Annotated in this window: 13 protein-coding genes; 4 read left to right on the top strand and 9 right to left on the bottom strand. The window is 61.9% G+C overall.

What is annotated here, in order from left to right; all coding sequences use genetic code 11:
* Positions 1-87: 87 nt before the first annotated feature.
* The 4 genes from cobG to cobJ are packed head-to-tail and all read left to right on the top strand — an operon-like array spanning position 88 to position 4,463.
* Positions 88-1,410 (top strand): precorrin-3B synthase, encoded by a 1,323-nt coding sequence (cobG, locus tag RS887_RS12740; RefSeq protein WP_322615661.1) that lies wholly within the window; start codon positions 88-90, stop codon positions 1,408-1,410.
* Positions 1,403-2,029: a precorrin-8X methylmutase gene (locus RS887_RS12745; protein ID WP_085717483.1), complete on the top strand. Its 627-nt coding sequence runs from the start codon at positions 1,403-1,405 to the stop codon at positions 2,027-2,029. Before cobG ends, RS887_RS12745 begins: the two co-directional genes overlap by 8 nt.
* Positions 2,029-2,760, top strand: a complete 732-nt coding sequence (locus RS887_RS12750) for a precorrin-2 C(20)-methyltransferase (RefSeq protein ID WP_043302239.1) — start codon at positions 2,029-2,031, stop codon at positions 2,758-2,760. The genes RS887_RS12745 and RS887_RS12750 overlap by 1 nt, the downstream gene beginning before the upstream one ends.
* Positions 2,760-4,463, top strand: coding sequence for a precorrin-3B C(17)-methyltransferase (cobJ, locus tag RS887_RS12755; protein WP_322615662.1), 1,704 nt, complete (start codon positions 2,760-2,762; stop codon positions 4,461-4,463). The genes RS887_RS12750 and cobJ overlap by 1 nt, the downstream gene beginning before the upstream one ends.
* A gap of 51 nt (positions 4,464-4,514) precedes the next feature.
* Here cobJ and RS887_RS12760 read toward each other — a convergent pair whose 3' ends face one another.
* The 9 genes from RS887_RS12760 to accC all read right to left on the bottom strand — a co-directional run bounded on the left by RS887_RS12760 (position 4,515) and on the right by accC (position 16,514).
* Positions 4,515-5,111 carry a MarC family protein gene (locus RS887_RS12760; RefSeq protein WP_008016797.1) on the bottom strand — a complete coding sequence of 199 codons (597 nt, stop codon included), beginning with the start codon at positions 5,109-5,111 and terminating at the stop codon, positions 4,515-4,517.
* Between the two features lie 64 nt (positions 5,112-5,175).
* Positions 5,176-7,953, bottom strand: a complete 2,778-nt coding sequence (locus RS887_RS12765; RefSeq protein WP_322615663.1) for a hybrid sensor histidine kinase/response regulator — start codon at positions 7,951-7,953, stop codon at positions 5,176-5,178.
* A gap of 100 nt (positions 7,954-8,053) precedes the next feature.
* Positions 8,054-9,349, bottom strand: coding sequence for a phosphoribosylamine--glycine ligase (purD, locus tag RS887_RS12770; RefSeq protein ID WP_322615664.1), 1,296 nt, complete (start codon positions 9,347-9,349; stop codon positions 8,054-8,056).
* Between the two features lie 156 nt (positions 9,350-9,505).
* On the bottom strand, positions 9,506-11,113 hold the full coding sequence (purH, locus tag RS887_RS12775; RefSeq protein WP_322615665.1) for a bifunctional phosphoribosylaminoimidazolecarboxamide formyltransferase/IMP cyclohydrolase: 1,608 nt from the start codon (positions 11,111-11,113) through the stop codon (positions 9,506-9,508).
* Between the two features lie 81 nt (positions 11,114-11,194).
* Positions 11,195-11,515 carry a DNA-binding transcriptional regulator Fis gene (gene fis / locus RS887_RS12780; RefSeq protein ID WP_007907419.1) on the bottom strand — a complete coding sequence of 107 codons (321 nt, stop codon included), beginning with the start codon at positions 11,513-11,515 and terminating at the stop codon, positions 11,195-11,197.
* On the bottom strand, positions 11,512-12,522 hold the full coding sequence (gene dusB / locus RS887_RS12785; protein WP_111284392.1) for a tRNA dihydrouridine synthase DusB: 1,011 nt from the start codon (positions 12,520-12,522) through the stop codon (positions 11,512-11,514). The genes fis and dusB overlap by 4 nt, the downstream gene beginning before the upstream one ends.
* Before the next feature lie 184 nt (positions 12,523-12,706).
* Positions 12,707-13,960, bottom strand: coding sequence for a DUF3426 domain-containing protein (locus RS887_RS12790; RefSeq protein ID WP_322615666.1), 1,254 nt, complete (start codon positions 13,958-13,960; stop codon positions 12,707-12,709).
* 30 nt (positions 13,961-13,990) lie between these two features.
* Entirely contained in the window at positions 13,991-14,869 is an 879-nt protein-coding gene (prmA, locus tag RS887_RS12795) for a 50S ribosomal protein L11 methyltransferase (protein WP_322615667.1), read from the bottom strand.
* A 286-nt stretch (positions 14,870-15,155) separates the two neighbouring features.
* Complete coding sequence (accC, locus tag RS887_RS12800; RefSeq protein ID WP_007994228.1) at positions 15,156-16,514, bottom strand: acetyl-CoA carboxylase biotin carboxylase subunit; 1,359 nt, start codon at positions 16,512-16,514, stop codon at positions 15,156-15,158.
* Positions 16,515-16,517 lie beyond the last annotated feature (3 nt).

Raw genomic sequence — 16,517 nt, forward strand, 5'->3', positions numbered from 1 at the left:
CCGGAGTCTTTTCATGCAGCGAAGTAAAGCAGGCATAATACCGCGCACTTTTGCCGTGAATCGCTTCGCCATCTGAACGGGTCCACCTTGAACGAACGTCCGCTGTCCGCTGCCTTACGCCCCTCGGCTTGCCCGGGGTTGCTGCGTATCGTGCCCGCGCTGGATGGCGGCATCTGCCGGATCAAGTTGAACGGCGGTTCGATCAGCAGCTTCCAGGCCGAGGCCGTGGCGGCTGCGGCCGAGCGTTTCGCCAGCGGAGCGATCGAGGCGACCAACCGGGCCAACCTGCAGATACGCGGAATTGGCAACGAGCCAAAGGCGTTGATTGACAGCTTGCTGGCCGCCGATCTGGGACCGCGCACGGCGGCTGGCGACGATGTGCGCAACCTGATGCTCAGCCCCGGCGCCGGGATCGACCGGCATAGGCTGTTCGACACTCGCCCGCTGGCCGGGCAGATCCTCGCCACACTGCAAAGCCACGAGGTTTTTCACGACCTCAGTGCCAAGTTCGCCGTGCAGCTTGATGGCGGTGAAGACCTGGCGATGCTCGAACATCCCCATGACCTGTGGCTCTCGGCGTTTGCGCGAGACGGTGAGCAACGGCTGGCGTTCGGTCTGGCGGGATGCCCGACGGACAGCCCCGCCGGTTCCGTTGCACTCGACGACGGGCATGCACTGGTGGTCGCGGTCCTTGAGTTGTTCCTTGAACTGGCACGCCCCGAGCAGACGCGGATGCGCCATTTGCTGGCCGAGTGTTCGGTCGAGGCCTTGCTGCTTCGGCTGGCTGAGCGAGTACCGATGCAAGCCGTTGACGACTGGCAGCGGGTTTCGGGCGCCAGTGATTTGAACATGGGCGCCCATCCCCAGGCCGAGCCCGGTGTTGTCTATGTAGGGGCTGTCCCGCCACTGGGGCGGCTCGATCCGGCGATGCTGCGGGGCGTGGCACGACTGGCACGGGAATTCGGTGATTCCAGTCTGCGCTTCACACCCTGGCAAAGCCTGCTGCTGCCCAATGTCCGCGCGCAAAACGCAGCCGAGGTCATTCGGCAATTGCAATGTCTGGGCTTGCAGTGCGAAGCCGATCAGCCCTTGTCCCGGTTGATCGCCTGCACCGGTTCAAACGGCTGTGGTAAAGGCCTGGCCGAGACCAAGGGCGATGCCCTGCAATTGGCCAGTTTGCTGCAGCGTCACGGGCAAACACCGAGCGTGCATTTGAGCGGGTGCGCGCGTTCCTGCGCCGCCGCGCATACGGCGCCCGTCACCTTGCTGGCCGTCGCCCCCGGCCACTACGATCTCTATTTTCGCGATGCAGCGCAGCCGGGTTTCGGCGCTCTGCACGCACGCAACCTTACTATTGAAGCGGTCGCGGCCCTGCTCGACGCCCGCTCACGGAGCCCCCTTGATGCTTGATTACATCCGCGACGGTCAGGAGATCTATCGCAACTCCTTCGCGATCATTCGCGCCGAGGCCAACCTCGACCGAATCCCGACCGATCTGGAGAAACTCGCGGTCCGTGTGATTCACGCCTGCGGCATGGTCGAGGCCATCGACGGTTTGCAGTTTTCCGAAGGGGCGGGCAAGGCTGGGCGTGATGCGCTGGCAGCCGGCGCGCCGATCTTGTGCGATGCGCGGATGGTCTCCGAGGGCGTGACCCGCGCGCGGTTGCCGGCGAACAATCCGGTGATCTGCACCCTGCGCGATGAGAGCGTTCCGGAACTGGCCCGTGAATTGGGCAATACCCGTTCAGCCGCTGCGCTGGAACTGTGGCGTCCGCACCTCGAAGGCAGCGTGGTGGTCATCGGCAACGCTCCGACGGCACTGTTTTACTTGCTGGAAATGCTCGACGCCGGTGCGCCGAAACCGGCGCTGATCCTCGGTTTTCCAGTGGGCTTTGTCGGCGCGGCCGAATCCAAGGCAGCGCTGGCGGCCGACAGCCGTGGCGTGCCTTTTGTCATCATGCAGGGTCGCCTGGGCGGTAGCGCCATGGCCGCCGCCGCCGTCAATGCCCTCGCCACGGAGATCGAATGATGCAGCAACCTGGACGTTTGATCGGCCTCGGCGTCGGTCCCGGTGATCCGGAACTGATTACCGTCAAGGCTCTGCGTTTGCTGCGCGAGTCGCCTGTAGTGGCGTACTTCGTCGCCAAGGGCAAGAAGGGCAATGCCTTCGGCATCATCGAAGCGCACCTGCAAGATGCACAGAACCTGTTGCCACTGGTGTACCCGGTGACCACCGAAGCCTTGCCGGCTCCGTTGTCCTACGAGCAAGTGATCAGTGACTTCTACGATGACGCTGCCGCAGAACTGGCCACGCATCTCGACGCGGGCCGTGACGTGGCGGTGATCTGCGAGGGTGATCCGTTCTTCTACGGCTCCTACATGTACTTGCACGACCGGCTCGCCCAGCGTTATCAGGCTGAAGTCGTGCCCGGTGTGTGCTCGATGCTCGGCGGTGCCTCGGTGCTCGGTGCACCACTGGTGTATCGCAATCAGAGTCTGTCGGTGTTGTCCGGTGTGTTGCCGCACGACGAACTCAAGCGTCGCCTGGCCGATGCCGATGCGGCGGTGATCATGAAACTGGGACGCAACTTTCCCAAAGTCCGCCAGGTACTGGAAGAGCTCGGCCTGGCCGAGCGTGCGCTGTACGTCGAACGCGCGACCATGGCCAACCAGAAGATCGTGCCGCTGGATCAGGTCGAGCCGATGTCCTCGCCGTATTTCTCGTTGATCATCGTTCCCGGTGAAAGGTGGCAAGGCTGATGACCCGTCCAGTTCCGGCGATTGTCATACTTGGCAATGGCAGCCTCGCTACCGCGCGCAGCATTCAGCAGGTGTACCCCGAAGCCTTGATCCACGGCCTGGCCGAACGGGTCGACGGCGCGGATCGGGTCTATCACGAATTTGGCGCGACCCTGCGCGAGCTCTACCGACAGGGCACACCGGTCATTGCCCTGTGCGCGGCCGGGATCGTGATCCGCACGCTGGCGCCCCTGTTGCTGGAAAAGGGCGCCGAGCCACCGGTATTGGCGGTGGCCGAAGACGGCAGCGCCGTGGTTCCACTGCTGGGTGGTCTCGGTGGGGTGAATGTGATGGCACGTGAGATTGCCGCCAGGCTTGAAGTCGCTGCGGCGATCACCACCAGCGGCGAGTTGCGTTTCGGCACGTGCCTGCTCAACCCGCCCAGCGGTTATGCCCTTGGCGATCTGGAGCTGGGCAAGCGTTTCGTTTCCGATTTGTTAGCCGGCGAAACGGTGCGCATTGAGGGTGAGGCCCCGTGGCTGGCGCAGGCGCAGTTGCCCGAAGATGCCCAGGCCCGATTGGCGGTGCATGTCAGTCATGCCCAACGGACACCCGCGGCCAATGAACTGTTGATCTATCCGCGCAATGTGGTGGTCGCGGTGGATGCTGGCCTGGCGAACGTCGCGGGGGCTGTGCGCGAGGCATTGCATCGGGCCAGAATCGCCGTGCAGTCGTTGGCTTGCCTGTTGGCCTCCGACACCGAAATGGCCAGTCCCGGGTTGCACGAAGCGGCGCTTGAATTGGGCGTGCCGCTGCGTTTCGCCTGCGCCAGGGGGAATCTCGGCGAGTGCCTGCGCTTGGCGATCGGCGAGCCCGTCAGCCTCCATGGCGACGATACGCTGACCATCGCGGTTGCCGGTCAACCGCTGGATCCGTTGCAGGTTGGCCGACCTCGTGGACGCCTGGCCGTGATCGGTTTGGGGCCGGGTGCCGCGGAACTGATGGTGCCGGCCGTGAAAGCGGAACTGGCCCGCGCAACCGACGTGCTGGGTTACGAAACCTACGTGCGCATGGCCGGGCCGTTTCGCGCCGATCAGGTGCTGCATTGCACCGACAACCGCGAAGAGATGCAACGCGCCCGCCATGCTTTCGAACTGGCCGCCCAAGGGCGCTCGGTAGTGGTGGTTTCTTCTGGGGATCCGGGGGTTTTTGCCATGGCTGCGGCGGTGCTGGAAGCGTTGCATGAATCCACCGACGCCCATTGGCATAACGTTGATCTCGAGATTCTGCCGGGGGTTTCCGCCTCACTGGCGACAGCCGCCCAGGCCGGTGCACCACTGGGCCATGACTTCTGTGTGCTGTCGCTGTCGGATAACCTCAAGCCATGGGCAATCATCGAGAAACGGCTGGACCTGGCCGCTCAAGCCGATCTGGCCCTGGCGTTCTACAACCCGATTTCCCGTTCGCGGCCATGGCAACTGGGCCAGGCGCTGGACATCGTCGCCCGGCACCGTGTGCCTGACACTCCAGTGGTGTTGGGCCGGGACATCGGGCGTCCGGGGCAAACACTGCGGATCACCACCCTTGGCCAATTGACCCCGGATCAGGTCGACATGCGCACCATGGTGTTGATCGGTTCATCCATGACCTGCGTTTTTCCACGTGCTGGAGGAGGGGAGTGGGTCTACACACCACGCTGGTACGGCGAGAAGCCATTGACCTGATTTTTCAGGTGGAGTATGGGCTTTTCAGCCGCGCTCCACCGCGATCAGGTGTCAAGGCGCCAGATAACCTTTCACGCCGGTAAAGATGATCTGTGCCGCAAGCGCGCAGACGAACAGCCCCATCAAACGACTCACAATCTGCAATCCCTGGTCGCCGAGAATGCGTTCGATGCGGCTCGACAGATAAAGCACCACCCCCACGGTGAAGCTGGCCAGGGCAATACTGACAATGGCGGTGAGCTTGTCATCCCAGTGCGGCTGGCTCACACCCATCACCAGCAAGGCACCGATGGTGCCGGGGCCGACGGTCAGCGGAATGGTCAGTGGGACGATGGTCACATCCTGCTGCACGTTGTCGGTCTGTACCGCCGATTTGCCTTGTGCCATTCCGAGTGCCGAAATGAACAGGACGCTGCCTGCGCCGATGCGGAAGGCGTCCACTGTAATGCCGAAGACACTGAAAATCACTCGGCCGAACAAGTACAGCAGGACACTGGAGACCAGTGTGGCGACCGCTACTTTCCAGGCCAGTCGACGCTGTTCCTTGCGCGAATAACCACGGGTCAGGCTGATGAAGCAGGACAATACGAAGAATGGGCTGTAGAGCACCAGCATCTTCAGGTAAACGCTGAACAACACATGGAGCATGGTGCCGGGCTCACTGGCGAGGGAAGTCGAGGGGAGTCTATCAGGGGTTGCGCAGTCTGTCGGCTCAGGACGTTTGGGTCGTTGCGCGATTCTGCTGGTCACGCTGGGCGACCCAGTGCTCGATCAATTCGCGCAGCTGCGACAGTTCGACCGGTTTGGCCATGTGCCCGTCCATGCCAGCCTGTCGCGCACGCTCTTTGTGTTCGGCCAGGATATGGGCGGTCAATGCCACCACGGGGGTACGGACACGCTGGTTGCCGACTTCCCAGGCACGCAATTGCTGGGTGGCCGAGAAGCCGTCGAGGATCGGCATTTCGCAGTCCATCAGGACCAGGTCGTAACGCTGGGCTTTCATCGCCTGCAAGGCTTCTTCACCGTTGCAGGCGGTGTCCGGTTGCAGATTGAGCTTGTTCAGCATGCCGCGGATCACCTTGGTCGAGATGCTGTTGTCTTCGGCCACCAGAATGCGGAAGTCGCAGGGGACCTTGACCGGCAGGGCAGGGCCGTTTGGCAGTGGCTGCGTGACAGCCAGGCCTTTGTTGCGTTGGGACAGTTCGTCGGCCAGGGTGGTCTTGAGGGTGTAGCCGGCCACCGGTTTGGCGAGGATGCGCTTGATCCCGGAGTTGCGCGCAATGATCTTGCTCGGCGCATTGCTGATGCCGGTGAGCATGATCAGCAGGATGTCATGGTTCAGGCTCGGGTCTTCCTTGATCTTGGCCGCCAGTTGCATGCCGGTCATGCCAGGCATGTTCTGGTCCAGCAGGACCACATCGAAGTAATCGCGCAAATGAGCCTTGGTGCGCAGCAGTGCCAGCGCTTCCTTGCCGGAAGGTGCGGCGCTGACGTTCAGGCCCCAGGCGCTGCATTGTTGTACCAGCACCTTGCGACAGGTGTCGTTGTCGTCCACCACCAATACCCGTGCACCCTGCAGCGGGCCGTCGAGGTCTGAGGTCGGGTGTTCGAGGCGATCGGGGTCCAGCGGCAAGGTCAGCCACAGGGTACTGCCCTGGTTGCTGCCACTCTTGATTCCGAATTCGCCTTGCATCAAGCGAATCAGCTGCCGGGCAATCACCAGGCCCAGGTTGCCACCCAGGTGGGTGGCCGAAAGGAAATGCCGGCTGTGCAGTTCGGCGTGCATCAGGGCGTCGCGCTCTTCGGCGTCCATGGGCTCGCCGCTGTCCTGCACGGCAATACGCAGGCGCGGTTTGGCGTTGCGCTCGTCGAGCGCCACGACGATCAGGATTTCGCCTTCGTCGGTTTTTTTCAGGGCGTTTTCCAGCAGGCTCAACAGGGTCTGGCGCAGACGTGTCGGGTCACCGCTGATCACCCGTGGCACTTGCGGCTGGATGAAGCTGATCAACTCGACGTTTTGCTGCTCGGCCTTGGCGCGGAAGATGCTCAGGCAGTCTTCGATCAGTGCGTTGAGGTCGAACTGCACATCGTCCAGCTCGATCTGCCCGGACTCGAGTTTGGATATGTCGAGAATTTCGTTGATCAGTGTCAGCAGTTCGTTGCCGGCGCTGTGGATGGTCTGCACATAGTCGCGCTGCTTGACCGAAAGCGGTGTGCCCAGCAGCAGCTCGGTCATGCCGAGGACGCCGTTCATCGGGGTGCGGATCTCATGGCTGATCTTCGCCAGGAACTCGGCCTTGGCGTTGATCTCGGCGTTGCTGGCCGCCAGGTCGCGACTGATGCTGAAGCGGTCTTCGGTGATGCGGCGCTGGCGCTCGCTCAACGCGATGCTCATCAGCAGGCCGCTGATACAGATGAATACCAGCAATGTGGTGATCAGGCCGTGGGGTTCGATCAGGGTCAGCCCCAACAGGGCGGGCAGGATGACCAGTGTCCCGAGGTTGAACACCACCATGGCCGCTACGAAGAGGCGAGCCGGGCGATAGCCTTTTTGCCAGTGATAGGCGCTGATGAACAGCATGCTCAGGCCTGCCAGGGCGACCAGGCCGTAGGTAATGAAGTTCAGCGGCAAGGTATTGACGAACAGCAGCATCAGGCCGCAGGCGGTGATGAGCAGGACCTCGCCGAGCAGCAACCGATTCAGCGGGTGCGGCCCGAGCGGGGAGAAAAAGCGATGGGCAAGCATCAGGCCGCAGGGCGCAGTCAGTAGCAGTGCCAGGTAAGCCCCCGGCGTTTGCAGTGCGTGCCAGTCCGGTAGCCAGGGGCCGGCGAGGTTCAGCAACAGCAGAAGGCTGAGCATCAACAGTCCTTCGCACGCCGCCAGCCAGAGGGCACTGCGCGAGCGGGTGTAGGCGTAGCGGATGAGATTGTGCAGGATCAACATGGCGATGCAACCGAACAGCAGGCCATAGATCAGCGTCTGGTTCTGGTTGGCAGCCGCGGTGATCGCCGATTGCAGGGTGATATAGGGCCGTAACTGGTGGTCAGAGGCCAGTCGCACGTATACATCGAGGGGGTTGTCGCTTTGCGGCAGGGACAGCATGAAGTCGCTGCTGGGCAATGGCCGCTCGGATCGGGGCTGTTCGTTGCCCGTGCTGGATTGATCGATCAGCTTGTCGCCGTCCAGTACGTACATGTTGAACTGGTGCAGGTCAGGCGCGAACACCCGCAGCAACTGTTCGTGCTTGCCCGGTGCCAGCCTGAATCGCAACCATAACGCGCCATCGGGTTCGGCCGCGGTAATGCGGTCGGGTTCGATAGGGCTGAATTGATTGGTGTAGCGTGCGGAACGGATGTCGCTCAGTTGCAGGTCGCCCTGTTCGTCGAGCAATACCGCCCAGCCACTGCCTTGCGTGGCCTGGGCCGGTAGCATGCAGAGCAAGGTCAGCAAAGTGACGGTCAAGCTTATGGCAATCCTGAGCCAGCGCACGGCGAAATCCCTTCGTTAGGTTGATGCCAGAATATAACGATGCGCGGCGCCGGAATAGCCAGGCAATAAACCGTGTTCATTGCCTGGCGCGGTGTTTACCTTATTCCTGGCTCTCGCCACGCTCGCGGGCAATGGCGCGGTAGCCAATGTCCTTGCGATAGAAACAGCCTTCCCAGTCAATCGCGGCCGCCAGCTTGTAGGCCTGCTGCTGTGCGGCGTCGACGCTGGCACCCATGGCTGTGGCGCACAATACACGACCACCGGCCGTCACTACCTGGCCATCCTTGAGCGCAGTGCCGGCGTGGAAAACCTTGCCTTCCAGTGCAGAGGCTGCATCCAGCCCCTTGATGGCTGCGCCTTTGGCGTAGTCAGCAGGATAGCCGCCAGCGGCCAGGACGATGCCGACGCTCGGGCGTGGATCCCATTGCGCTTCAACTTTATCCAGTGCCTGGGCCAGGGCGGCTTCGACCAGCAGTACCAGGCTCGACTGCAGACGCAGCATCACCGGTTGGGTCTCAGGGTCGCCGAAACGGCAGTTGAATTCGATGACTTTTGGGTTACCAGCCTTGTCGATCATCAGGCCGGCGTACAGGAAGCCAGTGTAGACGTTGCCTTCCTCGGCCATGCCGCGCACGGTCGGCCAGATCACCAGATCCATGACGCGCTTGTGCACGTCGGCGGTGACCACTGGCGCCGGGGAGTAAGCACCCATGCCGCCGGTGTTTGGACCGGTGTCGCCGTCGCCGACGCGTTTGTGGTCCTGGCTGGTGGCCATCGGCAGCACGTTCTTGCCGTCGACCATGACGATGAAGCTGGCTTCTTCGCCGTCGAGGAACTCTTCGATGACCACGCGCGAACCCGCATCGCCAAAGGCATTGCCCGCCAGCATATCGCGCACGGCGTCTTCGGCTTCAGCCAGGGTCATGGCGACGATCACGCCTTTACCGGCCGCCAGGCCGTCGGCCTTGATCACGATCGGAGCGCCTTTTTCACGCAGGTAAGCGAGGGCCGGCTCGATTTCGGTGAAGTTCTGGTAGTCGGCAGTCGGGATCTTGTGGCGAGCCAGGAAATCCTTGGTGAAGGCTTTCGAGCCTTCCAGTTGTGCAGCGCCAGCGGTCGGGCCGAAGCAGTCGAGTCCGCGGCTGCGGAACAGATCCACAACACCGGCAACCAGCGGCACTTCAGGGCCGACGATGGTCAGGGAAACGTTTTTCTCGGCAAAGTCTGCCAGTTGCTCAAGCGCCAATACGTCGATGGCGACGTTCTCGCATTTGGCTTCGATGGCGGTACCGGCGTTGCCCGGCGCCACGAACACCTTCTGCACGCGCGGATCCTGAGCCACTTTCCAGGCCAGGGCGTGTTCACGGCCACCGCTGCCAATGATCAAAACATTCATTTCAAAAACCTCGGATGACGCTAATTCTGGAGGCGGCACTGGAGCCGCTTTTCTGTGGGAGCGGGCTTGCTCGCGAAAACGGTGTGTCAGTCAACATCAATGTCGCTGACAGATAGCATTCGCGAGCAAGCCCGCTCCCACAGTTGATCGTCGTACTTAGTGACGGAAGTGGCGCATGCCGGTAAATACCATTGCAATACCGGCTTCGTCGGCAGCAGCAATCACTTCAGCATCACGCATCGAGCCGCCCGGCTGGATCACTGCAGTGATACCGACCTTGGCCGCGTTGTCGATACCATCGCGGAATGGGAAGAACGCATCAGAGGCCATGACCGCGCCCTGCACTTGCAGACCGGCGTGTTCTGCCTTGATCGCAGCAATACGCGCGGAGTTCACGCGGCTCATCTGGCCGGCGCCGACACCGATGGTCTGGCGATTCTTGGCGTAGACGATGGCGTTGGATTTCACGTACTTGGCGACTTTCCAGGCGAAGATCAGGTCGTGGATTTCCTGTTCGGTCGGTGCGCGTTTGGTCACGACTTTGAGGTCATCGGCGCCGATCATGCCGATGTCGCGGCTCTGTACCAGCAGGCCGCCGTTGACGCGCTTGTAGTCCCAGGCAGCAGCGCGGTCAGCCGACCACTCGCCGCAGGCCAGCAGGCGTACGTTGGCTTTGGCCGCGACGATGGCGCGGGCCTCTTCGCTGACCGACGGAGCGATGATCACTTCGACGAACTGACGTTCGACGATGGCCTTGGCGGTCTCGGCGTCCAGTTCGCGGTTGAAGGCGATGATGCCACCGAAGGCGGATTCGGTGTCGGTGGCGTAGGCCAGGTCGTAGGCCTTGCGGATGCCGCCTTCGGCATCAGGGCTCACAGCCACGCCGCACGGGTTGGCGTGCTTGACGATCACGCAAGCCGGCTTGACGAAGCTCTTCACGCATTCCAGCGCAGCGTCGGTGTCGGCCACGTTGTTGTAGGACAGTTCCTTGCCTTGCAGTTGGGTCGCGGTAGCGATGCCGACTTCGGCAGGCTTGGCTTCAACATAGAACGCCGCGCTCTGGTGCGGGTTCTCGCCGTAGCGCATTTCCTGGGCCTTGATGAACTGGCTGTTGAAGGTGCGCGGGAACTCGCTGCGACCTTCGGTGCTCAGGGTATCGGCAGCCTGGTTCACGGTGCCCATGTAGTTGGCGATCATGCCGTCGTAGGCGGCGGTGTGCTCGAAGGCCTTGAGCATCAGGTCGAAACGCTGGGCGTAGGTCAGGCCACCGGCCTTGAGGTTTTCCAGGACGCTGGCGTAATCGCTGGCGTTGACCACGATGGCCACGTCCTTGTGGTTCTTGGCGGCGGAACGGACCATGGTCGGGCCACCGATGTCGATGTTCTCGATGGCGGTCGGCAGGTCGCAGCCTGGTTTGCTGATGGTGGCTTCGAACGGGTACAGGTTGACCGCTACCAGATCGATCGGCTTGATGCCGTGCTCGTTCATGATGGCGTCGTCGATACCGCGACGACCGAGGATCCCGCCGTGGATTTTCGGGTGCAGGGTCTTCACCCGGCCGTCCATCATTTCCGCGAAACCTGTGTAATCCGCGACTTCCACTGCGGCAACGCCGTTGTCCTGCAGCAGCTTGAACGTTCCGCCGGTGGAGAGGATCTCGACGCCCAGGGCTTCAAGCTCCTTGGCGAATTCGAGGATCCCGGTCTTGTCGGAAACGCTGATCAGGGCGCGGCGGATCGGCAGGCGGGTGGTCTGGTCGGTCATCTCAATTTCCATCAAAAGCAAAGGAAGTCAGCAAAAAGGCGACCGGTTTTACGCGGGCGCCTTTCTGGTTTGATTGAATGCTTACAGCAAATCGTACTGCTTGAGTTTCTTGCGCAGCGTGCCCCGGTTCAGCCCGAGCAGCTCGCTGGCCTTGGTCTGGTTGCCCTTGACGTAGTTCATCACGCACTCGAGCAGGGGAGCCTCGACTTCGGAGAGCACCAGGTTGTACACATCCGTGACGGCGGCGCCCTCAAGGTGGGCGAAATAATTGTGCAGCGCCTTCTCGACACTCCCGCGAAGGGTCTGGCCCTCTTCGCTCGGTGTATTGAGGTGCTGTTTCAAATTCACGTTGTCGCTCACGGGTGTTGTTCCACTCACTAAAGTCTCGGTCATCATCGTCATGCGGCCACCCACTCTCCGTCCCCTGTCAGGCTCTTGTAACGTTCGGCGAAAAACGCCTGAACGTTGGCGCATTGTGCATCCGTACCATCCAAACGATTGAAGTGGGCGCGAAACTCCCTGGCGCCCGGCAGGGTTGCGAGATACCAGCCCACATGCTTTCGAGCAATGCGCACACCCATGACATCGCCATAGAAGGCGTGCAGGGCGGCCAGATGCTCTAGCAGAATGCGTTCCACCTCGATCAGTTCCAGCGCCGGGAGCTTCTCGCCGGTACGCAGGAAATGGTCGATCTCGCGAAAAATCCACGGCCGCCCCTGGGCGGCCCGGCCAATCAGCAGGCCATCGGCACCGGTCGCGTCGAGCACGTACCGGGCTTTTTCCGGCGAGTCGATATCGCCGTTGGCGAAGACCGGGATCGACACCGCCTGCTTGATCGCGGCAATGGTGTCGTACTCGGCTTCACCGGTGTACAGATCGGCACGGGTGCGGCCATGCACTGCCAGCGCCGTAATGCCTGCCTGTTCGGCGATTTTCGCCACCGTCAGGCCGTTCTTGTTGTCCCGGTCCCAACCGGTCCGGATCTTCAGGGTAACCGGCACATCGACCGCGGCCACGACAGCCTGCAGGATCTCGGTTACCAGGGGTTCATCCTTCAACAGCGCGGAACCGGCAGCCTTGTTGCAGACCTTCTTCGCCGGACAGCCCATGTTGATGTCAATAATCTGTGCGCCCAGTTCGACGTTGGCCCGAGCCGCATCCGCCAGCATCTGCGCGTCCCCACCGGCGATCTGTACCGAGCGTGGCTCGGGATCACCTTCGTGGATCATGCGCATGCGCGACTTGCGGGTGTTCCACAAGCTCATGTCGCTGGTGACCATTTCCGAGACAACCAGTCCCGCGCCCAAGCGCTTGCACAGCTGACGAAAGGGCTGGTCGGTGACGCCCGCCATGGGGGCGAGAATCAAGCTGTTATGTAATGTGTATGGGCCGATGCGTACCGCCGACATAGGACTTCCCTGTTGTGGGGCCGGATCATGAGAGTTCGAAAAAGGGTTGGCATGATACCCGCTCTCGATGACTGGATAAAGGCTGAATTGAACAAAATCTGAACAGTTATTCTGTTATTACCCGTGGTTTGGTTTGCCGGGTGGAGTCAGAAAGCCGAGATCAATCCGGGCTCGACGAGGCGTTTCACTCCGGAGAGTGAAAGCTCAAACTGTAGTTCACGGCTTTGGCGCCGGGGTCGAGAATGTCCAGGGCGATGTGGATCGGCGTTTGCGGTGGCATTTCCGCCATGCCTTCGAGATCGCCATTGAGGTACTCACCGGGTTTGAAGCGGCGGCTGGCGATCAGATGGCCATTAAGGTCGGCGAAGCGCAGTTCCAGCAGCGGGAAGGGCTGGGAGAAGGGCGCGCGGTTATAGATGATCGCATCGACCACCAGAGCGCCATTGAACTCGGGATGGCTGCGCACCACCAGGTTGCTGCTTTTGATTTTCGCGATGTCGACTTTGGAGGGCACGGTGCAGCCGATTTGCGGGCAAAGTTGCTGGAACCACGGACGATATTGATCCTGTCGCGCCAGTTCCTCGAAATGGTAGGCGATGTACTGGCCGGCGAGGGCGCCAGCGGCAATCAACACCAGCAGCGCCCACAGCAGCCGTCGGCCCCAGGGCGAGCGGCGTTTTTGCCAATCCAGTTGCAGTGGATCGTCGGTCAGGTCTTGCAGCACTTCGGCACGCACGCCCGGCTCACTGCGTTCTCGTCGTTTGCGCAGCGGTTCGATCGAGGGCAGGTTGTCGTCGATTTCTTTTTCGTCGGTGGCCGACAGGCGTTCGTGGTTCAGCGGCGCATCGAGAGGGTCGTGCAATCGCAACTGGGGTGGCTGCAGCTCGTCGTCCAGATCAACCGGTTCCAGAGATAGCGAAGGTTCGGTACGTGAGGCCTTGCCCGGTTCGACCGTGGGCTCTGGCGTTTCAAGGCTGTCGAGCGGTTTGTCGGCTTGCGCGCGATCGGCGGCCGATTCACTGAACAGGCTGTCGGACCACGGCTCTTCGTCATCCTGCCCGGTGTTGTCGCGCCGGGCGCTCAGCGAATCGTCGCGGTGGCGACCGAGTTCGGTGGCCGGCTGGATCTCCCGCTGTTCGAGCCGGGCAAGTTCTTCGTCGAGGTCGAGACTGTCCAGGTCCAGTTCGGTCGCGCTCCATTGCTTTTGGCTGATGGCGCGCGGCGGCGATGGTTCGAGGGGCTCGGCAGGCTGCACAGGCGGGATCGGCGTCGCTACCGGTGGTTCCTTGCCGGCCTGTTCAAGCAACTGCCTGGCGGCATTGAACACCTGCAGGCAGGAGCCGCAACGAACCACGCCACGCGCCACGCTCAACTGGGCATGGCTGACGCGGAAGCTGGTTTGGCAATGCGGGCACTGGGTGACGAAGCTATCGGTCATGCGGCGATCCGGATTATGCAGGCGGTCATTCTAGCGCCGACGGCCAGTAATGCGCACCCAGCCATCGCGATTGGCGATCGGGTCCAGATCGAAGTCCTTGGCATAGGCGGCCGCGACTTCGTCGCCCTGTTCGGCGAGGATGCCCGACAGCGCCAGGCGACCACCCGACTTGACCAGGCCGGACAGCTGCGGCGCCAGGGAAACCAGCGGGCCGGCGAGAATGTTGGCGACCAGCACGTCGGCTTGAACCTGCGGCAGGTCTTGCGGCAGGTACAGCGGGAACAGATCTTCGGCAATGTTGTTGCGTCCGGCATTGTCGCGAGAGGCTTCCAGTGCCTGCACGTCGATATCGGTGCCGACGGCCTGTTTGGCGCCCAGCAACAGGGCGGCAATCGCCAGGATCCCCGAGCCGCAACCGAAGTCCAGCACGTTGCAGTCCTTCAGGTCCTGACCGTCGAGCCATTCCAGGCACAGTGCGGTGGTCGGGTGGGTGCCGGTGCCGAATGCCAGGCCCGGGTCCAGCAGCAAATTCACTGCATCAGGTTCCGGCGCGGCGTGCCAGCTCGGCACGATCCACAGGCGCTGGCCGAAGCGCATTGGCTGGAAGTTGTCCATCCAGCTGCGTTCCCAGTCCTGGTCTTCGATCACTTCGCTGTGGTGTTCAGGCAGCGGGCTGCCAGTCAACAGCTCCAGATGGGCCAGTACCGGGCCGGGCTCGGTACCGCCTTCGAACAGGGCCAGCAGGTGCGTGTGCGACCACAGCGGCGTGGTGTTGAGTTCCGGCTCGAAGATCGGCTGATCTTCGGCGTCCATGAAAGTCACCGACACGGCGCCCACTTCAAGGAAAGCGTCTTCATAGGTTTCGGCTTGTTCTGGGCTGATGGCGAGACGTACTTGCAGCCAAGGCATGGCGGGCACCTTTGAAAAATGTTGATTGCAGCCTAGCGGGCTGCGAGAAGCGCGCAAGTTTACGCGAGCGCGGAGGGTTTGTGGGAGTCCACTGTACCTGTGGGAGCGGGCTTGCTCGCGAAATCGGACTGCCTGCCACATTGATGTTGGGTGTGCAGACGCCTTTGCGGGCAAGTCGAATCGTCGCACCGCCGCTCCCACAGGGAATGTGCAAAGTCGCCTATCTGATGGAGCGTCCAGATACAACAAAGCCGCCCAAAGGCGGCTTTGTTGATCGGCTGGAAGCTTAGTGCTTCTCGCCAGCCAGCTTGTGCTCGAGGTAGTGAATGTTCACGCCCCCTTTGCAGAAGCCTTCATCGCGGGTCAGGTCGCGGTGCAGCGGGATGTTTGTCTTGATCCCATCGACCACGATTTCGTCCAGCGCATTGCGCATGCGCGCCATGGCTTCGTCACGGGTTGCGCCGTAGGTGATCAGCTTGCCGATCAACGAATCGTAGTTCGGCGGAACGGCATAGCCACTGTACAGGTGCGAGTCGACGCGAACGCCGTTGCCGCCTGGAGCGTGGAAATGCTTGACCGTGCCCGGGCTCGGCATGAAGGTTTTCGGGTCTTCGGCGTTGATCCGGCATTCCAGTGCGTGACCGCGGATGACGACGTCATCCTGGGTGAACGACAGCTTGTTGCCGGCGGCGATGCTGAGCATCTCCTTGACGATGTCGATGCCGGTGACCATTTCCGATACCGGGTGCTCTACCTGGACACGAGTGTTCATCTCGATGAAGTAGAAGCGACCGTTCTCGTACAGGAACTCGAAAGTACCTGCGCCACGGTAACCGATGTCGATGCACGCCCTGACGCAGCGGGCGAGGACTTCCTCGCGCGCGTTCTCGTCAATACCCGGTGCCGGCGCTTCTTCGAGAACTTTCTGGTGACGACGTTGCAACGAGCAGTCGCGGTCGCCCAGGTGGATGGCATGACCCTGGCCATCGGAAAGGACCTGGACTTCCACGTGACGTGGGTTGGTCAGGAATTTTTCCAGATAGACCATCGGGTTGCCGAACGCCGCGCCTGCTTCGGAGCGGGTCAGTTTGGCCGAGGCAATCAGGTCTTCTTCTTTATGCACAACGCGCATGCCGCGACCACCGCCGCCGCCAGCGGCCTTGATGATCACCGGGTAACCGACTTCGCGACCGATGCGCAGAGCGGTTTCTTCGTCTTCCGGCAGTGGGCCGTCAGAGCCCGGAACGGTCGGTACGCCAGCGGCGATCATGGCGTGCTTGGCCGATACCTTGTCGCCCATCAGGCGAATGGTTTCGGCTTTCGGGCCAATGAACGCGAAGCCGGATTTCTCGACCTGCTCGGCGAAGTCGGCGTTTTCCGCAAGGAAGCCGTAGCCCGGGTGAATGGCGGTGGCGCCAGTCACTTCGGCTGCGGCAATGATTGCCGGAATGTGCAGGTAGGAGTGGGCGGCCGATGCCGGACCGATGCAGACCGATTCGTCTGCCAGGCCCAGGTGCATCAGTTCCTTGTCAGCCTTGGAGTAAACGGCGACGGTCTTGATGCCCATCTCTTTGCAGGCGCGCAGGATCCGCAGGGCGATCTCACCGCGGTTGGCGATCAGAACTTTTTCCAACTTCGCAGTCATCAA

Origin of the sequence: Pseudomonas sp. BIC9C, from assembly GCF_034541995.1 — a bacterium.
In the GTDB taxonomy this organism is placed as follows: Bacteria; Pseudomonadota; Gammaproteobacteria; order Pseudomonadales; family Pseudomonadaceae; genus Aquipseudomonas; species Aquipseudomonas fluorescens_CC.